This is a genomic window from Rubrivirga aquatilis, assembly GCF_046845665.1.
GTDB lineage: Bacteria > Bacteroidota > Rhodothermia > Rhodothermales > Rubricoccaceae > Rubrivirga.
The window spans coordinates 913566-934834 of record NZ_CP177355.1; the positions used below are offsets into that span (position 1 = coordinate 913566).

Genomic DNA, 21269 nt, shown 5'->3' on the forward strand with positions numbered 1-21269 from the left:
GTGTTAGCTGCGGACGCGCTGCCGGGCGGCGGGCGCGTCGGCGTCGGAGTGCCGGTCGGGAAGGTCGAGGAGCGGGGCGGGCGCCTGGTCGGCGTCGGCGAGCCGGTCGATGAGGGCGTCGGCGTGGGCGAGCGCGTCGGAGGTGGCGTCGTCGGCGTGGGCGAGGAGGGCGAGCTCGCGGAGCGCGAGCAGGATCCGACGGCGCTGGCCCGTGGCCCCGCCGCGGCCTGAGAACAAGAGCGGGCCGCCCAAGCCGAGGGCGCCGGCCGCGAGTCCGAGGGCGCCCGCCCAACTCCCCGTCACGCCGACCACGATCGCGGCGACGATCAAGGTGACGACCGCGACGGCGCCGAGTGTCTGGCGCGTGCTGTCGCGGCGCTTGTCGCCCACGAGCTGAGCGTCGATGTAGGCGAGGTCGAGGGCCTCCAGCTTCCTGCGGTCGGCGAAGCCCAAGCCCCCGAAGGAGTTGGGTTCCTGCTCGGTCGCGATGTCGAGCGTGTCGATCAGGATGCGGTGGACGCGCCGCTCGTCGGCGGTGAGCCCGGTCAGCGGTTCGGGCTCGGCGGGCGCCGGCTTGCGCGTGGGCCACGGCGCCTCCGCGAACGGCTTGAGCACGCGCGGGGCGGCCTTGCCGTAGGCCCGGGGCGCCGGCTTGCGCGTGGGCGCCGGCTCTGGGGCGGCGGCCACCAGCGCGTCGTCCGCCGGGACGATGATGCCTGTCTTGCCGAGGGCTTGCGACACCGGCCCGCGCACGTCGAGCCCGCGGACCGCCTGCTGGGCGGCCCGGATCTGACGGTCGGCGAGGCGGGCGGTGGCCACTTAGCGGATGGTCTCGGAGGTGGGCGGGGTCACGTACGTCTCGGTCGCTTGGGCGTCGGTCCGGCGGTTGCCGCCCATCTCGTCGGCGTCTTGGGGGAGCGTCACGGACTCGAACGGGAGCGCCTTGCCGTCGCGCAACGTGTCGACCATCGCGTCGATCTTCTCACGCGTCAGGTTGTGGACGTAGGGGCCGTTCGTGACCTGGAGCATCGGCGCCGAGCCGCACGCCCCGAGGCACTCGGCCTCCTGGATGGTGAACAGCCCGTCGTCGGTCGTCTCGCCCTTCGACACGCCCAGCTTGTCTTCGAGGTAGTGCAGCATGTCGTAGCCGCCGCAGACCTGGCACGAGAAGCAGGTGCACACGTCGAGCACGAAGGCGCCCTTCTTCTCCTTGAAGTACATCGTGTAGAACGTGGCCACGCCGTACACCTTGGCGTACGGGATGCCCAGCGTCTCGGCGACCAGCTTCATGACCTCCGGCGGGAGCCAGTCGAACTTGCGCTGCGCCAGCCACAGCGTCTTCATCACGGCGCCGTCGGGCGTCGGGTACTGGGCGCGGAAGGCGTCGATCTGGGCCTGCTCGTCGGCGGTCCAGACCAGGTCGGCGTCGGGGACGTGCCGCTCGGGCGCGACGCCGGGCACGTACTGCGGCGACGGCGAGACGAAGGGGCCGGGGGTTTCGGGAGTCATGCTGAAAGGGGAAGGGGGACGAGGGAAGAGGGAAGGGGGAGAGGCATTCCGCCCCGTCCCCCGTGGCCCTTGCCTCTTGCCTTACTTGTCAGAGTCGCCGATGACGGGGTCGACGGAGCCGATGAGCACGACGGTGTCGGCCACCATGGCGCCCTCCATCATCGTCTCGAGGCCCTGGAGGTTCTTGAAGGAGCCCGTCACGATCTTGGCGCGCCACGGGCTGCCGGTCCCGTCGGAGACGAGGTGGAAGCCGAGCTCGCCCTTGGGGCTCTCGATGGCGTGGTAGCTCTCGGCGCCCTGGGGCGGGGCGACGCCGGTGTCGGTCATCATGAAGTCGTGGATCATCCCCTCCATCGAGTAATAGACCTCGTCCTTGCTCGGGTACGCCGCCTTCGCGTTGTCGACGCGGATGGGCCCCTTGGGGAGCTTCCGGAGGCACTGGCGGATGATCCGGATCGACTGCTCCATCTCCTCGATGCGCACGAAGTAGCGCGCCAGCGAGTCGCCCTCGGTCCGCATCGGGATGTCGAAGTCGATCTGGTCGTAGACGAGGTACGGCTCGAAGGTGCGGATGTCGTGCGGCACGCCCGAGGCGCGGAGCGTCGGGCCGGTGTAGCCCTCGCGGAGCACGTCCTCGCGCGAGAGGACGCCGACGCCCTCGTTGCGGTCGATCCAGATGCGGTTGCGGTTGAGGAGCTTCTTCCAGTCGGCGATCTGCTGCTCGAACTCGTCGCAGAAGCTGGCGGTCATCGCCAGCGCCGTGTCCGAGAAGTCGAACGCGAGCCCGCCGATGCGGCTGTGGGAGACCGTGAAGCGGGCCCCGGCGATCTCGTCGAAGATGGAGTAGATCTCCTCGCGGTACTTGAAGGTCCACAGGAAGACGCTCAGCGCGCCGGCGTCCATCACCATCGTCCCCGCCCACAAGAGGTGGCTGGAGATCCGCGCCAGCTCGCAGCCGATCGTGCGGAGCCACGTCGCCCGCTCCGGCGCCTCGATGCCCGCCAGCTTCTCGACGGCGAGGCACCACGCCACGTTGTTCGAGTACGGCGACATGTAGTCCATGCGGTCCGTGTAGGGCATGAACTCCTGGTAGGTCTTGACCTCCGCGAGCTTCTCGATGCCCCGGTGCAGGTACCCGATGTCGAGCAGGCACTTCTCGATCGTCTCGCCGTCGAGCTGGCAGACGACGCGGAGCGCTCCGTGCGTGGCCGGGTGCTGGGGGCCCAGGTTCAGGACCATCCGGCTCTCCAGGGGGTCCTCGGCGATCATCGGGACGGCGCCGGTCGTGGCGACCTCGGCCCCGTCGCCGCCGATCTCGACGCGCTGGCGCTCCTCTTCCTCAGCCTGGATCTCGACCTGCGTGTGGCGATCGGCCAGGGCCTGGTACAGCGCCGCGTTGTGGCGGGGCCAGAACGTGAACAGGTCCTCGGACGTGCCGGGCGCGGCGGCGTGGCCGCGGGGCGTGCTCTGATCGGTGACGGACATGGGGTGGTGCGGTTGGCTCGGAGTCGGGATGCGTGATGCGTGACCCTCCTCCGGGCACCCTCACGGATCACGACTCACGTATCACTGTCGAGGTCCTTGGGAATCTGGCCGTGGGCGCGCGGGTACGGGTCCGCCTGGAGCTCGCCGTCGGGCCGGTTGGCCGGGAGCGGGAGCGAGCCCGGGATGCCGAGTGTCGGGAATTCCTTGCGCAGCGGGTGGTACTCGAAGTCCTCCGGCATGTAGATCCGCCGGTGGTCCTCCAGCCCGAGAAAGCGGATGCCCATCATGTCCCAGGCCTCGCGCTCGTGCCAGTTGGCGCCGGGGTGGATGTGCGTGATGGTCGGGACGGTCGGGTCGTCCTCGCCGACGCGCACCTTGAGGCGGATCCGCTTTTTGGCGTCGAGCGCGCACAGGTTGTAGAACACCTCGAAACGGTCGTCCTCGGTAAACCGGTCGATGGTGCCGATGTCGGTGAGGTAGTCGAAGCCGACCTCGTCGAACAAGTACTGCACGACGTCCGCCAGCCGCGCCGTCTCGACGAAGACCGTCGTCTCGCCCGCGTACCCGACCGTCTCCAGGATGGCGTCGCCAAAGTGCTCGTTGAGCGCCGCCAGCACGTTCGGGACGATCCAGGTCGCCTTGGCGTGCGGGTTCTCGGTCTGGAGCCGCTCCATCTCGCCGGCGAGCGCGTGGCGCGGCGAGAAATGGAAGTTGAGCGTCTGCGTCTGGGCGGCCGGGTCGACGAACGGGGCGTCGTCGGGGCCGCCGACGAGCGTGCCGGCGATCGGCGCCAGCGCGGCGGACGGCTGGGGCGTGGCCTCGGGAGCGGCCTCGGGCGTGTCGGGAGTCTCGGACATCGGGGTGGGGCTACGCGGAGACGAGGGGCGACCCGTCGGGCGCGACGATGCGGCCCTCGATGAGCTGGTTCGGGGCGTCGGTAAAGCGGACGTCCTTGGCGACCGACTCGGTCACGCGGATCTTCTCCTGGATGTCCATCAGCGCGTGCAAGATGGCCTCCGGCCGCGGCGGGCAGCCGGGGATGTAGACGTCGACCGGCAGGAAGTTGTCGATCCCCTGCACGACGCCGTAGCACCGGTGCATCCCGCCCGTGGAGGCGCACGCGCCCTGGGCGATGACCCACTTGGGCTCGGCCATCTGGTCCCAGATCCGGCGGACCGTGTGGGCCATCTTGTAGGAGCACCACCCGGCCACGATCATCAGGTCGGCCTGGCGCGGGCTGAACCGCATGGCCTCCGACCCGAACCGCGCCGCGTCGTACTTCGGCCCGGCAAACCCCATCATCTCGATCGCGCAGCACGCGAGGCCCATCGGCATGGGCATGAGGGAGTTGGACCGGGCCCAGTTGACGACCGAGTCGACGGTCGTGGTAAGAAAGCCGCCTTCTTCGCTGAACATGGGGGTGGAGGTCGTGCTCGGGGTCAACGGGGCGGGCCCTGCGGGGTTCGCCGGTCGTCCCGTTTTCAAATCAAACTGAAAGGGCTCAGTCCCAGTCGAGGCCGCCCTTTTTGACGTCGTAGAGCAGGCCCACGAGCAGGATCAGGATGAACACCCCGATCACGCTCATCGAGGCGAGCGCGGCGGCGCCGCCGGCCTCCAGGAACGTCCCGTACGAGACGGCCCACGGATACAGGAACACCAGCTCGACGTCGAACACGATGAAGATCATCGCGACGAGGTAGAACTTGACCGAGTACCGGTCGCGGGCTGAGCCGACGGGGTCCTGGCCGGACTCGTAGGGGCTCTCCTTGACCGCGTTCGGCTGGTGCGGCCCGATCAGCTCGGCGATCTTGAGCAGGCTCAGCGCCAGCCCCAGCGCGAGCAGGACCATCAGAAACAGCGGGAAGAACTCGACGAACATCGGCCGGCGCGGGAAGGGACCCGAAAGCTACGACGCCGCCCCGTCGGCGCGGGTCAGGGCCGGCCCCGGACCGGTGGACATCGTGGGAAGCTCGCGTCCGGCCATCGACGGCCGCGCCCGTATGTTCGAGGCGCACCTTGCACCCAGGACCGGATGGGGACCTCCAGCGGCACCTCGGCCCACCCTCCCGACCCGCCGCCCGAGTCGGCCTGGCCCGATCCGTACGGATTCCGGGGCCAGACCATCGGGCAGTACGCCGTCCACGAGGTGATCGGCGGCGGCGGGATGGGCGTGGTGTACCGCGCCGAGGACACCCGTCTGCGCCGGACCGTCGCCCTCAAGTTTCTCCCGCCGACGCTGAGGCAGGAGGCCGCCGCCGCCGCGCGATTCCTGGCCGAGGCCCGCGCCGCGTCCGCGCTGGACCACCCCAACATCTGCACGGTCCACGAGATCGGGGAGACGGCCGACGGCCACCCGTTCATTGCAATGGCCTATTGCCCGGGCGCGTCGCTGCGGGCGCGGCTCGAGGCGGGGCCGATGCCGGCCGACGAGGCCGCCGCCCTCGCCGCTCAGGTCGCGCGAGGGCTCCACCGGGCTCACCAAGCAGGCATCGTCCACCGCGACGTCAAGCCCGGCAACGTGATGGTGACGCCCGAGGGACAGGCCAAGCTGGTCGACTTCGGCGTGGCCCGGATCGGCGACTCGATGCTGACCCAGACCGGCGCCTCCATCGGGACCGTCAGCTACATGAGCCCCGAGCAGACACGCGGCGAGGCCGTCGATGCGCGCACCGACCAGTGGGCGTTGGGCGTGATGCTCCACGAGATGCTGACCGGCGAGCGGCCGTTCCGGGGGGGCTACGACCAGGCTGTCGTCTACGCGATCCTTCACGAGGAGCCGCCCCCGATGGGCGACGCGCCGGCGCCGCTAGCGGCGGTCGTGGCACGGTGCCTCCAGAAGAACCCTGCGGACCGCTACCCCGATGCCGACGCGCTCGCCGATGCGCTCGACGCGGCGCGGAAGGGCCGGGAGGAGCGAGGGCCCGCGGTACCGGCGACTCGGCCGACGGGCCGTGCCCGCCTCGGGTGGGCTGCGGGCGGGGCTGGAGCGCTGGTGTTGGCCGTCGTCGCGATGCTGGCGTGGCCGGCCGCCGACGACCCGGACGCCGTCGCGACGGCGAGCGGCCTGCAGCAGGTGGCTGTGCTCCCGTTCGCAAATGTCGGCGGCGACCCGGCCAACCAGGCCTTTATCGACGGGCTCGCCTACACCGTCGGCGCGACGCTGACCGAGATGGAGCAGTTCTCGGACCGCATCTCGGTGCTGCCCACCGACGACGCCCGGGCCCAGGAGACACGCACGCTCGGGGAAGCCGCGCAGGCGTTGGGCGCCGACGTGATCGTGAGCGGGAGCGTTCAGCGGACCCCCGAGCGTGTCCGGCTCACGATCGAGGTCTACGATGCGGCCTCCGACCGCCTCCTAGGCAGCCGCGTCCTCGACAAGACCGGCACCGACCTGCTGGCGATCCAGGATAGCGTGGTCCTCGACCTGGCGAGCCTCCTCGAGCTTGAGCTGAACGAGGCCGCCCGGACCGCGCTCGCCGCCGGCGGTACCTCCAGTCCGGAGGCCTTCGACCTCTACATCCAGGGCCGCGGGTCGCTCCAGAACTACGAGGACGAGGCCGTCGTCGACCGAGCTGTCAGCCTCTTCGAGCGGGCCGTCGTCGCCGACGACGCCTACGCGCTGGCGTGGGCCGGCCTCGGCGAGGCCTCCTGGCGGAAGTACCGGCTCACCAACGACACCACTTGGGCACGCCGCGCCGCCGAGGCCGGCGAGCGGGCCGTGGCCCTCGACCCCGACCTCCCGCCGGTCCGCGTCGCTCTCGGCACCATCTACCTCGGGACCGGCCGCTACGCCGACGCCGAGCGCGAGCTGCGCGAAGCGATCGCGCTCGACCCCACCGACGCCCAGGCCCACCACCAACTCGCCGGGACGTTCTACTACCTCGACCGCTTCGACGAGGCGGTCACGGAGTACCGGCGTGCGATCGCCCTCAAGCCGGGCTACTGGGGGTTCTACAACAGCCTCGGCAACATCCACCTCCGGACCGGTCGCTTCCGGGAATCGATCCCCCTCTACGAGCGCGTCCTCGAGCTTCGGCCGGACAACGCGTGGGGCTATACCAACCTCGGCGACGCCTACCTCGGCCTGGGGCGCCCGGACTCGGCGGCCTACTGGTTCCGCCGAGGCACCCAGGCCAACCCCTCAGCCGCCGGCCCGACCGCGACGGCCTTCGTCGGCCTCGGGCAGGTCGATTACCAGCGGCGGGCCTACGCAGAGGCGGTCCGCTCCTTCCGGCGCGCCGCGGCGCTCGACAGCTCCGACACGATCACGTGGTTCCGACTCGGCAACGCCCTCTACCTGCAGGGCCAGCGCCCCGCGGCGCACGCCGCGTGGCTGCGGGTCGTCGAGGTCCGGCGACGCCAGCTCGACGTCAACCCCAACGACGTGGACGCGCTGGGCGACCTCGCCCACATCTACGCTTTCACCGGCCGGCCGGGCCAAGCGCGAGCGGCTCTCGCGCGCCTGGTGGCCCTCCCTCAGCCCAGGGTGGACAGCTCCGTCCGCATCGCCTGGGTCTACGAGCGGCTCGGGGACCGGGCGTCTGCTCTAGCTTCCCTTCGTGACGCGTTCGCACGGGGTCTCGACCCCGTCGAGATCGAGCAGGCTCCCTGGCTCGACGACCTGAGGGACGACCCCCGCTACGTACGCGCGCTCCGCTCCGCTCCGCCCTCGTAGTGGCAGCACGCCAGCGGACCTCTTTCTCGTTCCTCCCCAGGCCCATGAGCAGCGTCACCGTCACCATCGCCAGCGACGGCACCTTCAGCCCGTCGACCCTCACCGTCCACCAGGGCGACACCGTGTCCTGGGTCGCCGATGGCGCCGACGCCGTCGTCTGCATCGACCCGGCCGACTACTTCGGGGGGGACCGGTTCGAGATCCCCAACGGGCAGACCCTCGACCTCACCGTGCAGTGCGGTCCCATCGGCGGCTTCGACTTCATCGTCATCGTTGGGGACCTTTCGGTCTCCTGCGAGGACGGAAGCCGCGGCACCGGCGTCGGTCGCGGCGACCCGTAAGCCGCCCGCTCTCTGTTCGTGCGCGGCCCGGGGCTCCGGCTCGGGTGCCGCGCGTCGTTTGGGATCTCCGCCTTGGGGCGCCTGCGGAGATACCGAGGCGGGGCTACTGGGCGAGGATGCGCTGGCGCTCTGCCTCGGTCATGGTGACCGGGAGACGTGCCTTTGCGATGGCGACCATCTCGTCGACATCGAGGGTGTAGACGCGGACGCCGCCGCTCTGGTCGAGGGCGACCACACGCTGGCCATCGGAGCTGAACATGGCAGCCGCGAGGGGGTGGGAGCCTGGTTCAATTACGGCGAGATCTTGCCCCGTGTTGACATCCCATACCCGCGCGGTCCCGCTCAGCATCGACACCACGCGCGTACTGCCGGGCGAGAAGCAAGCGGCAATCGATGGAGCGCCCCGCACATGCTGAGTCCTCGAGTGACCGTAATAGGTCTGGATCAACCGCGACGTGCGCCATTGCCACACGTGTAAGATGTTGTCGTCGTGGCTCGCCGTCAGGATGTGCTCGCTGTCAGGACTAAACACATCGATCGACACGTACGAGGCGAGCCCTGCGGCTACCGGGGGCGAGAGCGCGGTCACCTTGTGCGTCTCTAGGTCTACGATAAAGGGGGGCACTCCGGTGCCGAACGGGCTCTCATCGGTGCTGCCCCGCAGCAAGAGATACCGCCCGTTCGGGCTGACCTCCACGCGAATAGAGCGAAGGGGAACGCCTAGTGGGATGGGTTGCCCTGTCACGCGCCCATCTTTGAGAGCCACCACACGGACCACGTTGTCATCGTCGACAAGAGCCACCCGACCGCCGTCAGGGAAGGCGGCCGCTTCTCGAACGATGATACTCGAGTCGGCGAACAACTCCTCTTCTCCCGGTCCATAGACGCTTCCGTCACGTACGAAGAGTCCATCGCCAGCGCTCAATGTCTCGTGATGGCGCTCCCGTTCGGCTTCGGTCAAGGAGACCGTTGGTGCATCGTGCACGTCCCAGAACCGCAGGGAACCATCAACGGAAGCCGTCACGATCAACCCGTCGGGGCTGACCGCGGCCCGGGTGATCGGGGTCGATGCGTTTAGCACGACCTCCTGTTCTAGAGGGCTCAGCGAAGGGGATCCCCATAAACGGGCACGGCCGTCTCTATCGACCGAGACCAGATGCCCCCTACCGAACTCAATCGGCAGCTTATTCCGGGGGTCGAAGTACGTCGCGTCGTCTTGAAGGCTCGCATCCTCACGCCGGTAGATCAAGCCTGGCCGGTTCACGTTGAAGGTCACCGTTACCCCCCCTTGGGCCGCGACCGCCAGCACGTCGCCATCCGGACTAAAGCGCAGGCCTGCATCCAGGGTTGCGACCTCAGACGAGGTGCTCCCAATGAGGCGCGCGGACGTGAGGTCCCATAGACGTACCATCCCCCTGAGGGACACCGGAGACTCGGGACCGAATGTGGCCAGGATCTCGCCATTCGGGCTCACAGCCATGGCGGAAACGTCGGTGGGCAACTCATAGCGCACCTCACCTTCCCAGACGTGGACACGCTGGCGGTGGGTTTGGGGGATCCCGACGATCGCAGTAGAGAGTGGACGCGATGTTCGGGTGACGACCCGGCCGCCGATGGCAAGCGCGGCACCGATGAAGTCCTGCTGGGAAGGAGGCTCTAAGGACGCAAGAACGTTCCCGGTGATGGCGTCCCAGACTTGGACAATCGCTCCTCGATTGGGGAACGTGAGGACCCGGCGACTACCGGACGACCACTCCAGACCATCGTCCCACTGCCAGGTCCCCGCGAGCACGACAGGGGGCGCATCAGAATCAACCTCCCAGATGCGAAGGGTGGAGTCCGATATGGCCGCGAGACGACGTCCATCAGGGCTGAGCCAAGCGTTGCGGAGCCGATCACTCGGCCCACCGTGTGCCGCCACTGGCTCCCCCGTTCTGAAGTCCCACACCCGAGCCCATCCATCCAGGCCGGTGGATACGAATCGCTCGCCTTGGGCGTCGAAGTCGATCTCTACGATCTGACCCTCGTGACCATCGACCTCACGTCGGACGTGAGGCTCCTGAAGGGCCTGGAAAAGGGTCGACTGGAGTTGCGTCGAGACCGAGTCTGTAGCCTCGGCGGCAGCGATGGCGAAGACCAGCGCCTCTACCGGGTCGCGGTCGAGGGCGGCATTGGCTTGGCTGATGTAGTACCGGGAGAGGGCGATGTCCCGCTCTTGGCGGGCGATGCCGGCCTGGTAAAACGCGATGGCTGCGATGATCGCGATCAGCGCCACCACGACTGCGAAGACGATCCGAGCCTGGCCGCGCCTCCGGATGCTCGCGCGTGCGAAGTCCAACTCGGTCCGGTTCATCCAGACGCCCTCCTCGGCGTCGGCCGACGCGGCCGGCCGGAGACGCCGCCAGGCCTGCCGTATCGCTCGGGCAAGGCGTCGTCGGCGCGTGAGAGCCTCCGGGCGCAGCGTCCGCTCTTCGCGGACCACTTGCTGGAGCAGCAGCCCCGCGCGCGACGAGTCGCGCCACAGGACGCCTTTCCGCATCCGGTCGGAGTCGGCGCCAGCCCACTCCTGGGCGGCCCGCGTAAGCCGCCTCTGAAAATGGAGGTCTGCGGCCCGGTTCTCCTCGGCGCGGATCCAATCCGTGAGTTTCTTCCAGGCGTTCACGAGGGCGTCGTGCGCGGGCTCGACGTATTTCTTGCTGTCCACGTCGGGCCGCTCACTGTTCTCCACGTCGGGCCGCTCATTGGCCTCCACCACCACGAGCCGTGCCTTGGTCAGCTTTTTGATGACCGCGAGCGCCCGCTTGGTCTCCGCCTTGTCGGGGTACTCTAGCTCGGAGCACGGGACGCGCCGCCGGGCCACGTTGCCGCCCTCGGAGGCTACCATGCGCAGCATCAGCCGCCGCATCGTCTCCTGGTGCGCCATGCCGAGCGCCTCGTACTCTGCATCCGCCCGCGTTCGGAGCGCCCCAACCACGCCACCCACGGCGTCGTAGTCGGCCTCCTCGATCGCCCGGTCGTCGCTGTCGCGGAGGACGTAGTGGCGGTACATCTCGCTGAGGGCGAACGAGAGCAGCGGCAGCCCGCCGGGCATCAGGATCACCTCGTTGATCAGCTTGTCGACGAGGCCATGCGGCTCGAAGTACATCACGCGCTGCGAGGCCGGTTTTTCGATCACGCCTCGTATCTCGTCCTGTGTCATCGGCGGCACCCGGAAGCCGCCCTTCTTCCAGTGGGCCTTTAGCACAGAGCCGTCGAACTGCGGCTCGAAGTCGGAGCGCAACGTCAGGATCAGTCGGAGCTGCTTCGGGTGCGCCTTGACGAGACGCAGCAGCAGCGCGAGCGTGGCCTCGCGCGCCTCGGCCTCGCGCGTCATGGTCACCAACTCCTCGAACTGGTCTACGATGAGTACGAGCCGGGTATCGGGGGTTGCGGCGCACCATGCGGCGATCCGCTCCTCTACCGTGTCTCCTGTTCCTAGCTCGGCGACGGCCTGCTCAAGGGCCTGCCCCGGATCTGCCCCCGGCCGGACGACGGGGAGGATGTGCCACGCCCGCCCCTCGTCGCGCTTGAGCCGGGGCACGAGGCCCGCTTTCACCACGCTCGACTTGCCCGTGCCCGAGGCCCCCAGGACAATCGTGAGCGAGTGCTCCTCGACGTGGGCCTCCAACCCCTTGATCACGTCGTCGCGGCCGAAGAACAGCGGGGCGTGCTCTTCGTCGTAGGACTCCAGCCCGCGCCACGGGTTGTTCTCGAACGTCAGCGGCGGGGCCGGCGGCAGGTTCAACTCGTGGCCGGGGACCAGGAAGATGAACTCGCCCTTGTCGTGCTTGGCGAGCGGCCACAGGCGGGGCGTCTGGCGGTTCCCGGCGTCGATGGTCGCGGGCTGGACGGCGTGCTCGAGGTACAGGTAGAGTTCACTCGCCGTGATGACCCCGTCGCCGTCGCCCTTCGGGATCAGGTCGCCGGCGCCTTCCAGCGCGTCGAACAGGGCCTGCGCGAAGGGCGAGTGGCCGCCCACCTCGCCGCGGTCGCCGAAGGTGCCTGGGAGCGCGTCGAGCGCCGTCTGATCGTGCGACGCCGACGCCAGCGCCTGCCACGCCGGGTCCAGAATGAAGCGGTCGTAGCGCTCTTGGTGGATCACCTCGGGCAGCACCATCAGGGCGCGCGTGCTGGACCACCGGAAGGCGCCCGAGAAGCAGCTGTCGAGGACCACCAGCATATGCCGGCACTTGATGGCGCTCAGGGCCTCGTTGAGCGCCGGCATGTGGAGGTAGGTCTCCGCCTCATGGAGCCGGGCGTCCTGCGGCACGAGGTAGCCCGTCGGGCCGTCGTCGCCATCCAGGGCCACGCCGTGCCCGGCGAAGTAGAACAGCATCCGGTCGTCGGAGCCGAGGTCGCGCGCGAGGTCGGCCAGCAGGCCCTCGATGGCTGCGAGTGTCGCCTGGCCGTCGAGCAGAAGCCGGACGTCGTAGCCGTGGTCGTCGCCCAGGAGGTGGCCGAGGCGACGGGCATCGCTGGCCGGCGTCTGGAGCGCGGGGACGCCGTCGGTGTAGGCGTCGATGCCGATGACGACGGCCACGCTCTGCTGGAAGTCGGGGCGGCCAGCCATGGCGTCAGGCGGTGAGCAAGGTGAACTGCTGCTGCTGGGCGACGTGGGGCTGCAAGACCGCCGAGAGAGCAATGGATGTGTGCGCTTAACCCATTGAGGATAGGGTCTTGTGCCTCTGTGTCGGTTCGCGCCTCACCCTCCTCGCTCGGACCCGCTACTCCAACCCGTAGGCGTAGACGCTGACGCCGACGTAGCACAGTTCCGTCCTACAGTCGATGAGCTCGACAGCGAGGGTGTAGGTGTCCGCCGAGGAGGGCGTGATGCGGAGCCGGGGCTCGGTCCCGTCGTCCCACGTCACGGCGCCATCCTGATTGAGGGGGGTGACGCCGTCGGCTTGGAGGAGCTCGAGTTCGACGTCGCTGCAGTCGCCGTCGCACACCGCGACGACCACGTACTCGTAGCCCAGCTCCACGGGCAGTAGGATGGACTCCGGCTCGTTCTCGGAGACGTACAGGATGGTCTCCACCTCGCCGGGAATGCCGTCGGGCCGCTTGCTCATGAGGTCCGCCGCGACCTCCTGTTGAGCCCTGTCGTCCACGTTGTCGGCGATCCCTGCCGCCAGGATGAGGGCCGTCGCGGCGTCGACCTCGGTGCCGTCGGCGAAGCCTAGGTCCACCTCGGTGACGTCGTCGGGGCCGATGCCGACTTCTCCGTCGTCGGATAGGGTAAAGAGGTACTGAAGTCCCACGACGGCCCCGAAGATGGCCAGCGCGGCGAGGCCCCACGTTTTGGCCTTCCGGCCGGCGCTCGGCGTGGGCTCGGGCACGACGGGAGCCCGGAGCGTCGGGGCGGGATCGGGCGCCGGCGCCGGGTCGGCGGCGAGCGCTGGCGCGTCGGCCTCCGGCGCCTCGGGCGGGCCGAACAGGTAGCCGTCCGAGGCGCGCATGAACAGGACCGGCGTGGCCCACTCCAGCGAGGCCTCGTTCGAGCGCCAGATGGCCCGGCGCCCCACGGCCACGGCGGCGTCGACCGGCTCGCCCTGGGCGATCATCGAGTAGAACTTGTCGGAGAAGGCGAGCGCGGCCCGGTCGGCCACCGGCACCTGCATCGCGACGACGGCGGGGATGCCTGCCGCGACGAGCGCCGAGGCCACGCCGGTAAACGGGTCGACGCCCGCCTGGTGGCTCGACCGCCCGGTGTCGCACGCGTTGAGGACCACCAGGCGCATCGCGCGCCGCTCGGCGAGGTCGTCGCCGAGATGGGAGGCGGAGAGCGACACGGACCGCCCGTGCTCGTCCTCCAGAAGCAGGACGCCGCCCCGCTGGTCGTTGAACCCGCCGTGGCCCATGTAGTGGAGGACGTGGAAGTGTCCCGTGTCGAGGGCGTCGTAGAGCTTCGCCTCCGTCGCGTGCTCGATCACGGTCACCTCGACGTTGTCGAGCCCTTCGAGGGTGGCGACGACGCGTCGCTTCTCGCCGTCGAGGTCGAGCGGCTTGGTGTCGGAGGGGTTGGCGAGCACGAGGAGCACGCGGAGCGGCGGCGCGAACGGGCGCATCTCGTAGGGCTGCGCCACGTCGAACGAGCGGATGACCGGGGTGAACTTCGAGCGTCCCAACGCCTCGCGCGTCACGTCGTTGTAGATCAGCTCCCAGGGCAGGCCCGCCAGCTCCGCCAGGGCCGGGTCGCTGGGGTCGATCTGGAGGCGGATCCGGACGCCGTTGTCCGTGCCGCTCCCCTGGCTCCGCATGAACGCGTCGCGGACGGGGCCAGCCAAGAGGGCGTGGAACAGCGTGCTCCCCACCTCGCGCGCGGAGACCGGTGTGGGCGGCTCGCCCTCCTCGATGATCATGGCGCGGTGAGCCCCACCCGCGGCGCCGCGCGTCGCGGCCGACGACGCCTCCAGGAGGGCGTCCAGGTGGTACTCGTCGAGGCGTCCCGGGAGCTCCAGCGGGGCCGACACCTGGCCGCCCGCCAGCGAGCTGGAGGAGACGTACAACCCATCGGCTCGATTCTCGAAGCGGAGCAGGAAGTCACTGTATTCGGTCATCGGTCCGAAAGAGAGAGAGATGGGGTCAGGCGTGGAGCCACGTCAGCAGCTTCGCCTGGGCGTCGGGGTGCTGGAAGAAGGTCGAGTGGGCGACGCCCGCCGCAGTCGGGAAGACGTGGCGGTCGGCCTCGGCGACCAGGTCGACGCCGTCGGCGTCGGTGTCGCCGTAGACGCTGGCGGTCGGGACCACCAGGTCGTTCTCGGCGCCGAAGACGCGGCCCAGGAGCCGGTTCTTGGCCCAGTCGGCGAGGCCCGGGTGGGCCGGCTTGAAGTCGGCCGCGAGGGCGAGGTAGCGCGTGTCGCCGCGGCCGTTGAGCGCGTTGAGGCCGCGGAGGAACTCGCCCGCCGGCTGCATAGCCCGGAGGCCGTCCAGGCCCTCGAGCACGCCGACGGCGAGCAGCTTGGCGACGGTCACGATGCCGTCGAGCGCGTCGGTCACGGGGTTGTCGGGGACGAGCGTGAGCAGGTTCGTGTAGCTGTCGATGAGGTCGCCCATGTGCGTCGAGTCCGCCAGGGCGGTGCCGGCGTTGGGCGAGGCCACGAACACGACCTTCCCGACCGCCAGCGACCGCGCGCCGAGCGAGAGCGCCGACTGCCGCTCGACCAGCACCCGGCTCACGAGCCCGCCGCGCGAGTGGCACACGATGTCGAGGTCGAGCGCGGCGTCGTCGGGCAGCCGCCCGATCAGCTGGCGGACGTTCTCGTCGGGGTCGTCGGAGAGCGTGAAGTGGTCGAAGGCGAAGACGCGGCCCTCATAGCGTTGGTGGAGCGCCGTCATCGTGGTGGGGCCGAGGCCTCCGAAGGCCGAGTGGGCCCGGCTGAAGGTGCCGTGCACGAACAGCAGCGACCGCCCCTCCGCCAGCCGCGGCCAGTCGTCGGGCCCGAGCGCGGTGGGCGAGGGGGCGCGGTAGTCGGCGGGCGTGAACGGCCGCAGTCCGTACGGCCGGCGGCGGCCCTCCCACGTTGCCGCAAACCGGTCGCCGACGGCGCCGATCCACTCCTCGAAGAGCGGGAACACGAGGCGCTCGATGAGCTGCGACGTGATGAACTCGGACACGACGCCGCGCGTGTCGCCCGTCTCGGCGGGCCCAGCGCGGCGAACGACGAACGTCTGCGTGCCGGCGGGTGCGTCGTCGAGGCGGCGCGCCGTGGGCGCTTCGGGCACGTGCCACGTGACGACGCCGCTCGCGTCGGTGACCAGCAACAGCTGCCCGTGGCCCGGCACCGCCGGCATGTCGAGCCGGATCTCGGGCTCGTCGCCCAGGGTCCGCGTCTCCGAGAGGTGAACGTTCTCGACCTCGATTGTCTGGCGCGTCGCAACGTTCTCCTGCGCCAGCACCGCGGCCAAGCCGGTGGTCGGCCCCCGGCTCCGCGTCTTGACGGCCTCGGCCGAAGGCCGAACCCGGACCTCGCCTTCCAGGCCCGTCGCGCGGACCGTGATCCCGCCCAGGTCGAGCGGCGTGGCGCCGAGGGACTGCCCGGCGGACCGGCGGCGGAGCAGCCATGAGCGTTGGACCGTTGTCCAGTCGTCGTCCTCGCCGGGCACCTCCTCAATCACGATGGCCCGCATTGGCTCGCCCCGGAAGGTGCGCTGGAGCAGCGCCGAGAGCGTCGAGCCCGGCCCGCCGAGCGGTCCGCCGCGGAGTCGTTCTTGGTTGAGCGCCGAGAAGTCGGTCGGCTGGGTGGTGACGAACACCTTGAGCGTCTCGAGGCCCTCGTCGGGCTCGCCCTCGAACGGCTCGCGGACGAAGGGAAACCCCGGGGGGAAGTCCAGCCGGATGTTGCCCTGGTAGCCCACGCGGAGCGACTTGCCCGGCGCGACCGCCTCGTTCGCACCCGGAACGTTCAGGGTGTCCACCCCGGCGGCCTGGTCGAAGCCGAGCATGTTGACGAACACGGGCTCGGTGTGGTGGTTGGTGACCGAGAACGCGATGCGGTCGCCCACCTCGAACACCAAGCTGCCGCCCGCGTCGGGCTCGGCGTCGCGCCACTGGTCGCCGACCAGCGTCTGAATCTGCACCGTGGCCGTGCCCGTGAGGCGGCCCGGCGTCGGGTTGTCGAGCGTGAGGGCGGCCCGGTAGTGGGCCACCTTGCGGAGGTTCTCGACCATCCGCGCCTCGACGCCGGCCTCGGAGGCCGGGTGCGGCGGGCACACCAGCCGCCCGCCCGCACCGACGGCCGCCCAGGTCGCCTCCGCGAGCGCGCCGAGTTGGGGCACCGGATCGCCCTCGGCCACGGTGTCGCGGGCGGCGAGGCGGACCAGCCGCACCTCGGCGGGCTCCCCCTCGGGAACCGCCCGGAGCAGCTGCTCGCCGTCGATCCGCTGGGCCATCTCTGCGTCGGCCACCGCCACGCGCAGCACGCGCTCGCCCCACTCGGCCTGGACCACGACGGCACGCGCGCCGACGCCGATCGCGCCGGGCTCCTCGACCACCTCGGCCTGGGAGGTCACGGCGCCGACCTCCGTGATCCGGACCCGGCCGAGCGGCTCGGCGCCCTCGGTGGTCTTGGTGCCGACCGCAAACACATTCGCCTCCGAGCCGGCCGTCAGCCCGTGCGCGGCGCCGCCGGCCAGCGTCACCGCGCCGCCGTCGCGCGCCTCGACGCCGAAGAAGGCCATCGGCTCGATGTCGGTGACACCGAACACCTCGCGGTCGAGCGCGCCCTCCATCTGGGGGTGCTGCTTGCCGTTGTACGCCGTGACGAGGGGGCGGACGCGGTCGTAGATGTCGCGGTAGGTCGTGCCCGGCGCGGCATCCTGCAGCGCGCGCGTCAGGAAGTAGGTGAGCGCGCCGTGCGTCGTGCCGGTCTCGGCGTCGGTGTACTCGTAGGACAACTGCTCGTCGCGGCAGCCCGCGATGAGGACGTAGGCGCCATCGAGCGGGAGCCAGCCGCTCGGGCCCTCCTCCGCAGCCGCACTGCGCGTGCTGCCGGCGGCGGGCGCGCGGCCGAGTTGGTCGGCAGGGCGCGTGTCGGGTTCAAGCGAGCGGGCCTGGCCGCCGAAGGTGTCGCGTGAGATGGTGCCCGAGTGGCAGCAGTCGAAGAGCAGCGTCAGGAAGGGCGTCTTCGCCGCGATCCGCCGAATGAAGGCGTGGATTTCGTCGTCGGTGATGTCGGTGTTGGGGCCCGACACGCGGACGCCATCGTGCGGCACGATCGTCTCGTCGAGGCCGTCCGGCTCGTCGCCCTCGAGGTCGGTGATCTGGGAGCCGTGTCCGGCGTAGTGGACCACCACGACGTCGTCGTCCTGGACCTGCTCGGCCAGCGCGTCGAGCGCAGCCAGGATGCCCGCACGGGTCGCCGCCGCGTTGGTCAGGGTCGTCACCTGTTCGGCGGGGAAGCCGAAGCGGTCGCGCAGCAGCCCTCCCATAGCCATCACGTCGTTGACGCACCCCTTCAACTGGTGGTACTTGCTGAGGTTGGGGTACTGATCGATCCCGATCAGCAGCGCCCACTTGCGGGGGAAGGAAGGCATCACGAGCGGCGGGGATCGATATAAGTACCGATAATACAGGGGGAGCCCGTATCCGCAACCCCCGCTTCGCGAACGGTCGCCGTGCTCGGTCCGCCACTCCAGGAATCTGCGAAGGCCCGTCCGCAGCCGAGCCGTCCTCTTCGGAGCCGTCAGCGGCTGTAGGGTGCCTGGAGTGCCGTCGACGGGTGGGGCGTCGCGCTGTGGCTGTCGCCCGGGATCCGCTTGGCCGTCCAGCCAGGCGTGTCGGCGACGGCGCCGCGGTCGAAGTGCGTCCGCATCGGGCTGTCCTCGGGGCCGAGGTCGAGGTCGACCGTGGCGTCGGAGCGGCCCGATCCCGCCAGCGCGATCATGCGGTCGGCCTCGGCGCCGTTCGCGGTCCGGCCGGGCGGCAAGAGGTCCGTGTTGCGGCCGCGCGCCACGTTCTCGACGGCGACGACGAGGTGGCCTGGCGCCAGCCCGGCGCGCTCGAAGGTGCGGGCGACCTCCGCCGTCATCGGACCGTTCCAGGAGCCGTCGAGGACCACCCACACGGGGTAGCGCTCGTCGGTGTCGCGGGCGTAGAAGTCGGGCAGGTGGACGGTGTACGGCCGCGTCTCGCCCATCGCTTGCGACTCGATCTCGCCGTCTTCGGCGTCCACCACGTCGGATGGGCTCGGCCCGCCACGGGCGGCGAACTCGGAGACCATCACGGTCGCGACGGCGGCACCCATGCCGCCGGCGGAGAGCGAGGCGACGAGCCAGATGGCGACTCCGAGGGCGACGAGTGTCCAGCGGGGCATACCGCGAAGGGGAGAGGTCACCGCGCTACGACCGGACCGAGCGCCGGGTCTGCGGCCGGCCGGGCCGGGTCAGAACGTGAGGTCGAAGCGGCCGCCCGTCACCTCGATCGTCTCGCCCGCCGGCGTCCGGGCGGTGAACGCGAACGTGCCCACGATGGTCGTCGCCGAGACGGACGACACGGTGACCGAGCCCGACGTCGCCGCGTACGTCTGGTCGGCCTGCTGATCGGGGTCGGCGGCGCGAGCCGTATACACGCCCGTCGCTGTCGTCGCGCCGATCTCGAAGGTGCCCACCTCCGTGGGCGCCGTGACCGCCAGCAGGCGCTGGCCGCCGTCCGAGACCACGTTGTCGAGGCTGGCCACGGTGACCTGGCCCGAGGCTTCCTCGGCGCGCACGCACGGCGTGCTGTAGCTGGCGCTGCCGACCGTCGCGGAGACGGTGCCCGTGTCGGCGTAGCCCGAGGCCGCGCACGCCGCGCCGTCGACGGCGTCGCTGAGCGTGTCGCACCCGCTGACGAGGAGTACGGAAAGCAGAAGGGCGGCGGGGAGGAGCGTGCGCATCGGATGGGAGGGGGCTGGCCGCACGGTACGACAGGGCGCGCGCGTCGGGAAAGAGGCGAGGGCGCGCCGGTCGCGCGCGCGGTCTCTATCCTTCGGCCCCCACGCCCTCACCTGCATGCGCCCGCTCGCCCTCCTCACCGCCGTCGCCCTCGCCGCCAGCGGCGCGCTCGCGCAGCCCAACGACTCCGGCTTGCCGCTGGAGCCCGAGCAGGCGGCCTTCGACGCCACCTACTACGACCTCGCCGTCGCCGTCGACATCGATTCTCGCACCATCGACGGGACGCTGGTGATGGAGGCGCGCATCGTCCAGCCGACCGCCGCGATCCTGCTCGACCTCGACGCGCCGCTGGCGGTGACGAGCGTCGAGGAGGTCGCCTACCTCGTCGGCACCGGCGAGGAGGTGGCGCTCGCGCGGCCCTTCGAGCGCGACGGCAACCGGGTGCGCATCCGGCTCGGCCGGACGGCCCAGCCCGGCGAGGGCCTGCGGCTGAGGATCGCCTACAACGGCGCGCCCCGCGTGGCCCCCCGCCCGCCGTGGGACGGCGGCTTCACCTGGGCCGAGACCGAGGACGGCGCGCCGTGGGTCGCCGTGAGCTGCCAGATCCAGGGCGCCGACCTGTGGTGGCCGGTCAAGGACCACCCGAGCGACGAGGCCGACTCGGTCCGCGTCGCGCTGACGGTCCCGTCCGAGCTCCGCGCGATCTCGAACGGCGTCTGGGAAGGGCGGACCGACCACGGCGACGGGACCGCGACCGAGCGCTGGTTCGTGTCGACGCCCATCAACAACTACGGCGTCTCGTTCGGGATCGGGCCGTACCAGACGGTCGAGGCGGTCTACGAGAGCCCCCTCGGGTACACGGCCGACGTCCCCTTCTTCGTGCTCCCCGAGCGCGTCGACGACGCCCGGCGGATGATGCCGAGCCTGCTGGCGGACCTCGACTTCATGGAGCGGACCTTCGGCCCCTACGCCTGGCGCGGCGACGGCTACAAGATCTTGCACACGCCGTACCTCGGCATGGAGCACCAGTCGCTCGTCGCGTATGGCTCGACGTTCGAGGACGGGCCGTTCGGGTTCGACTGGCTCCACTTCCACGAGCTCGCGCACGAGTGGTGGGCCAACCTCGGGTCGGCGCCCGACTGGAACGACTTCTGGATCCACGAGTCGTTCGCCAGCTACTCGGAGGCCTTGCGCGCCGAGGACATCGCCCGCCGAGCGGGCGCCGACGCCGACGCGACCTACCTCCGCTACATGCAGGGCAAGCGGCGCCACCAGAACGCCATCGCCGTGGCCCCGCGCGAGACGCGGACGACGCAGCAGATGTACGCGCTCCCCGGCGGCGGCTCGAACGGCGACATCTACGTCAAGGGCGCCTGGGTGCTCCACACGTTGCGCTACCTCATCGACGACGACGACGCCTTCCTGACCGCCATGCGGTCGCTCCTCTACCCGTCCCAAGCGCACGAGGCCGTGACGGACGGGCGCCAGGCGCGCTGGGTGTCGACCGACGACGTGCTGTCGGCGATGTCGCGCGCGGCCGGGCGCGATCTGGCGGGCGTGTTCGAGGTGTACCTCCGCCAGCCCACGCCGCCGCGGCTCCGCATCGAGCACGAGGTGACGACCGCCCGGACGGCGGAGTCGTCGGCGGTCGTGCTGACGTGGGTCGTGCCCCCGGCCGCGGCCGGCGCCGTGTTCGACGTGCCCGTCGAGGTCACGGTCGACGGCGTCGCGCACCGCGTGGCGATGCCGGGCGGCGTGGGGCGGCTGCCGCACGCGCCGGGCGCCGCCGTCGAGGTCGATGCGCGCCGGGTGCTCTGGGACCCGGCCGACTGACCCCGCCTCGGCGCCGG

The 21269-nt window shown here is 70.6% G+C and carries 14 protein-coding genes; 3 read left to right on the plus strand and 11 right to left on the minus strand.

Annotated elements, in window-relative coordinates; genetic code table 11:
• Nucleotides 1-3 precede the first annotated feature (3 nt).
• From ACLII4_RS03955 to ACLII4_RS03980, 6 genes are all read right to left on the minus strand, one after another.
• A complete protein-coding gene (locus ACLII4_RS03955) occupies nucleotides 4-819 on the minus strand; it encodes a hypothetical protein (protein ID WP_412069597.1) in 816 nt (271 codons plus the stop codon).
• Nucleotides 820-1509, minus strand: a complete 690-nt coding sequence (nuoE, locus tag ACLII4_RS03960) for an NADH-quinone oxidoreductase subunit NuoE (RefSeq protein WP_412069598.1) — start codon at nucleotides 1507-1509, stop codon at nucleotides 820-822.
• Nucleotides 1510-1590: 81 nt separating this feature from the next.
• Entirely contained in the window at nucleotides 1591-2994 is a 1404-nt protein-coding gene (gene nuoD, locus ACLII4_RS03965) for an NADH dehydrogenase (quinone) subunit D (protein ID WP_412069599.1), read from the minus strand.
• Nucleotides 2995-3068: 74 nt separating this feature from the next.
• Nucleotides 3069-3851 carry an NADH-quinone oxidoreductase subunit C gene (locus tag ACLII4_RS03970; RefSeq protein WP_412069600.1) on the minus strand — a complete coding sequence of 261 codons (783 nt, stop codon included), beginning with the start codon at nucleotides 3849-3851 and terminating at the stop codon, nucleotides 3069-3071.
• 10 nt (nucleotides 3852-3861) lie between these two features.
• A complete protein-coding gene (locus tag ACLII4_RS03975) occupies nucleotides 3862-4410 on the minus strand; it encodes an NADH-quinone oxidoreductase subunit B (RefSeq protein WP_412069601.1) in 549 nt (182 codons plus the stop codon).
• Nucleotides 4411-4495: 85 nt separating this feature from the next.
• Nucleotides 4496-4873 carry an NADH-quinone oxidoreductase subunit A gene (locus ACLII4_RS03980; RefSeq protein ID WP_412069602.1) on the minus strand — a complete coding sequence of 126 codons (378 nt, stop codon included), beginning with the start codon at nucleotides 4871-4873 and terminating at the stop codon, nucleotides 4496-4498.
• A gap of 153 nt (nucleotides 4874-5026) precedes the next feature.
• Here ACLII4_RS03980 and ACLII4_RS03985 point away from each other — a divergent pair, with 153 nt between their 5' ends.
• Nucleotides 5027-7669, plus strand: coding sequence for a protein kinase domain-containing protein (locus ACLII4_RS03985; RefSeq protein ID WP_412069603.1), 2643 nt, complete (start codon nucleotides 5027-5029; stop codon nucleotides 7667-7669).
• Nucleotides 7670-7713: 44 nt separating this feature from the next.
• The gene (locus ACLII4_RS03990) at nucleotides 7714-8010 is read left to right on the plus strand and encodes a hypothetical protein (protein ID WP_412069604.1); all 297 of its coding nucleotides are present in this window, start codon (nucleotides 7714-7716) and stop codon (nucleotides 8008-8010) included.
• A gap of 103 nt (nucleotides 8011-8113) precedes the next feature.
• Here the strand turns inward: ACLII4_RS03990 and ACLII4_RS03995 are convergent, their stop codons facing one another.
• The 5 genes from ACLII4_RS03995 to ACLII4_RS04015 all read right to left on the minus strand — a co-directional run bounded on the left by ACLII4_RS03995 (nucleotide 8114) and on the right by ACLII4_RS04015 (nucleotide 19421).
• The gene (locus ACLII4_RS03995) at nucleotides 8114-12619 is read right to left on the minus strand and encodes a caspase family protein (protein ID WP_412069605.1); all 4506 of its coding nucleotides are present in this window, start codon (nucleotides 12617-12619) and stop codon (nucleotides 8114-8116) included.
• Nucleotides 12620-12773: 154 nt separating this feature from the next.
• Nucleotides 12774-14606, minus strand: a complete 1833-nt coding sequence (locus ACLII4_RS04000) for a CHAT domain-containing protein (protein WP_412069606.1) — start codon at nucleotides 14604-14606, stop codon at nucleotides 12774-12776.
• 25 nt (nucleotides 14607-14631) lie between these two features.
• Nucleotides 14632-18081, minus strand: a complete 3450-nt coding sequence (locus ACLII4_RS04005) for a caspase family protein (RefSeq protein WP_412069607.1) — start codon at nucleotides 18079-18081, stop codon at nucleotides 14632-14634.
• Between the two features lie 149 nt (nucleotides 18082-18230).
• Nucleotides 18231-18860 (minus strand): hypothetical protein, encoded by a 630-nt coding sequence (locus ACLII4_RS04010; protein WP_412069608.1) that lies wholly within the window; start codon nucleotides 18858-18860, stop codon nucleotides 18231-18233.
• A 69-nt stretch (nucleotides 18861-18929) separates the two neighbouring features.
• Nucleotides 18930-19421, minus strand: coding sequence for a DUF6252 family protein (locus ACLII4_RS04015; RefSeq protein WP_412069609.1), 492 nt, complete (start codon nucleotides 19419-19421; stop codon nucleotides 18930-18932).
• A 115-nt stretch (nucleotides 19422-19536) separates the two neighbouring features.
• Here ACLII4_RS04015 and ACLII4_RS04020 point away from each other — a divergent pair, with 115 nt between their 5' ends.
• A complete protein-coding gene (locus tag ACLII4_RS04020) occupies nucleotides 19537-21252 on the plus strand; it encodes a M1 family metallopeptidase (protein WP_412069610.1) in 1716 nt (571 codons plus the stop codon).
• The last annotated feature ends 17 nt before the right edge of the window (nucleotides 21253-21269 follow it).

What these genes read in the sequence shown, in the direction of transcription:
- ACLII4_RS04005 (WP_412069607.1), bottom strand. Translation starts at nt 18,081, where the DNA reads ATGCCTTCCTTCCCCCGCAAGTGGGCGCTGCTGATCGGGATCGATCAG.
- ACLII4_RS03980 (WP_412069602.1), bottom strand. Translation starts at nt 4,873, where the DNA reads ATGTTCGTCGAGTTCTTCCCGCTGTTTCTGATGGTCCTGCTCGCGCTG.
- ACLII4_RS03970 (WP_412069600.1), bottom strand. Translation starts at nt 3,851, where the DNA reads ATGTCCGAGACTCCCGACACGCCCGAGGCCGCTCCCGAGGCCACGCCC.
- ACLII4_RS03975 (WP_412069601.1), bottom strand. Translation starts at nt 4,410, where the DNA reads ATGTTCAGCGAAGAAGGCGGCTTTCTTACCACGACCGTCGACTCGGTC.
- ACLII4_RS03985 (WP_412069603.1), top strand. Translation starts at nt 5,027, where the DNA reads ATGGGGACCTCCAGCGGCACCTCGGCCCACCCTCCCGACCCGCCGCCC.
- nuoD (WP_412069599.1), bottom strand. Translation starts at nt 2,994, where the DNA reads ATGTCCGTCACCGATCAGAGCACGCCCCGCGGCCACGCCGCCGCGCCC.
- ACLII4_RS03990 (WP_412069604.1), top strand. Translation starts at nt 7,714, where the DNA reads ATGAGCAGCGTCACCGTCACCATCGCCAGCGACGGCACCTTCAGCCCG.
- ACLII4_RS04010 (WP_412069608.1), bottom strand. Translation starts at nt 18,860, where the DNA reads ATGCCCCGCTGGACACTCGTCGCCCTCGGAGTCGCCATCTGGCTCGTC.
- ACLII4_RS04020 (WP_412069610.1), top strand. Translation starts at nt 19,537, where the DNA reads ATGCGCCCGCTCGCCCTCCTCACCGCCGTCGCCCTCGCCGCCAGCGGC.
- nuoE (WP_412069598.1), bottom strand. Translation starts at nt 1,509, where the DNA reads ATGACTCCCGAAACCCCCGGCCCCTTCGTCTCGCCGTCGCCGCAGTAC.
- ACLII4_RS04015 (WP_412069609.1), bottom strand. Translation starts at nt 19,421, where the DNA reads ATGCGCACGCTCCTCCCCGCCGCCCTTCTGCTTTCCGTACTCCTCGTC.
- ACLII4_RS04000 (WP_412069606.1), bottom strand. Translation starts at nt 14,606, where the DNA reads ATGACCGAATACAGTGACTTCCTGCTCCGCTTCGAGAATCGAGCCGAT.
- ACLII4_RS03995 (WP_412069605.1), bottom strand. Translation starts at nt 12,619, where the DNA reads ATGGCTGGCCGCCCCGACTTCCAGCAGAGCGTGGCCGTCGTCATCGGC.